This is a genomic window from Streptomyces sp. NPDC026500 (assembly GCF_055567635.1).
The window spans coordinates 1-1,323 of record NZ_JBVHQB010000073.1 but is presented as its reverse complement, the minus strand read 5'-3'; the positions used below and the strand labels follow the sequence as shown (position 1 = coordinate 1,323).

At 66.9% G+C, this 1,323-nt stretch carries 2 protein-coding genes; both read right to left on the bottom strand.

Features of this window, described 5'->3' with window-relative positions; translation table 11 throughout:
• Positions 1-28: 28 nt before the first annotated feature.
• Positions 29-949 carry an IS3 family transposase gene (locus ACZ4N5_RS43045; RefSeq protein WP_467762415.1) on the bottom strand — a complete coding sequence of 307 codons (921 nt, stop codon included), beginning with the start codon at positions 947-949 and terminating at the stop codon, positions 29-31.
• Positions 946-1,254: a transposase gene (locus ACZ4N5_RS43040; protein WP_467762414.1), complete on the bottom strand. Its 309-nt coding sequence runs from the start codon at positions 1,252-1,254 to the stop codon at positions 946-948. The genes ACZ4N5_RS43045 and ACZ4N5_RS43040 overlap by 4 nt, the downstream gene beginning before the upstream one ends.
• Between the last annotated feature and the right edge of the window lie 69 nt (positions 1,255-1,323).

Below are 1,323 nucleotides of genomic sequence, written 5' to 3'. Positions count from 1 at the left end.
GGTTCCCCCGCTGCGCGGGAGTGGCTGACTAGCAGGTCAGGGCGGGTTGACATGTTTTCAGGTTCACTGGTTCGGCCGCTGCCTGGTCGGCGTAGTGCTTCTCTTCGAACTCGATGGGACTGAGGTAGCCGAGGCGCTTTTGGATGCGGCGGGGGTTATAGAAGCCGTCGATGTACTCGAAGAGGGCGAGATTCGCCTCGGCTCTGGTGTCGAAGGTCCGTCCGCGGATGCACTCGGTCTTGATCAGCATCCACAGGTTCTCCGCCAGGGCATTGTCGAAGGAGTCGCCGACCGAGCCCATGGACGCTTGAACACCTGCTCTGACCAGGCGGGTTGTGAGCTTGATAGACGTGTATTGCGTGCCGTGGTCGGCATGGTGGACGAGTTCGCCGGGGGTGACCTCGCGGCTGGCCAGCGCGTACTCGAGGGAGGTGAGGACCAGGTCGGCGTCCGCGCGGGCGGAGGTCTCCCATGCCACGACTCTGCGGGAGAAGGCGTCGCGGATCGCCGACAGCCACAGTGGCCCCTCCAGGGTGGGGATCATGGTCAGGTCGGTGACCCACAGTCGGTTCGGCGCGGGTGCCGTGAAGTCGCGTTGCACCAGGTCAGGGGCGAGGTCGGTGTCCGGGTCGCGGCGGGTGAAGCTCTTGCTCCTGCGGGGGCTGATCCCGGCCAGGCCGGCCTGGCGCATGAGCCGTTCGACCCGCTTGCGGCCGACGTGGACGCCCTCGCGCTTCAGGACGGCATGGATCCTGGGCGATCCGTAGATCCCGCCGGAGTCCTGGTGGATCTTCCGGATCTGCCCGGTCAGCTCGGTGTCCTGGCGGATCCGTTCACAGGGGTCCTTCTCGGCCTGGCGCCAGCGGTAGTAGGTGGTTGAGGGGATGTGCAGTTCCCGCAGTACGGGCTCGACCCCCAGGTGCGGGTGCTCGTCGAGAAGCGCTCTCACCTGGGCCGGGTCGGGTCGAGCTGCGCGGCGAAAAAAGCCGAGGCCGTCCGCAGGACCTCGTTCGCCCGGCGCAGGTCCCGCACCTCGCGCCGCAGTTGGGCGAGCTCGTTCTTCTCTTCGGTGGTGAGCAGGTCATCGCGCTCGCCGACGTCGGCCTCGGCCTGCCGGATCCAGTTCCGCAGGGCTTCGTGATGCACGCCGAGTTCCTCGGCCATGCGGCGGATCACGGGCTTCGGCTCGGCGGTCCGGTACATCCGCACCGCACGCTCACGCAACTCCAGCGGGTACTTCCTCGGGGCAGGCATCTTCTGGGCTCCTCTCATGAGACCCATCTGACCTGCTGTCACCTTTCCCCGCATCTCGGGGGAACCTCA

What these genes read in the sequence shown, in the direction of transcription:
- ACZ4N5_RS43040 (WP_467762414.1), bottom strand. Translation starts at nt 1,254, where the DNA reads ATGCCTGCCCCGAGGAAGTACCCGCTGGAGTTGCGTGAGCGTGCGGTG.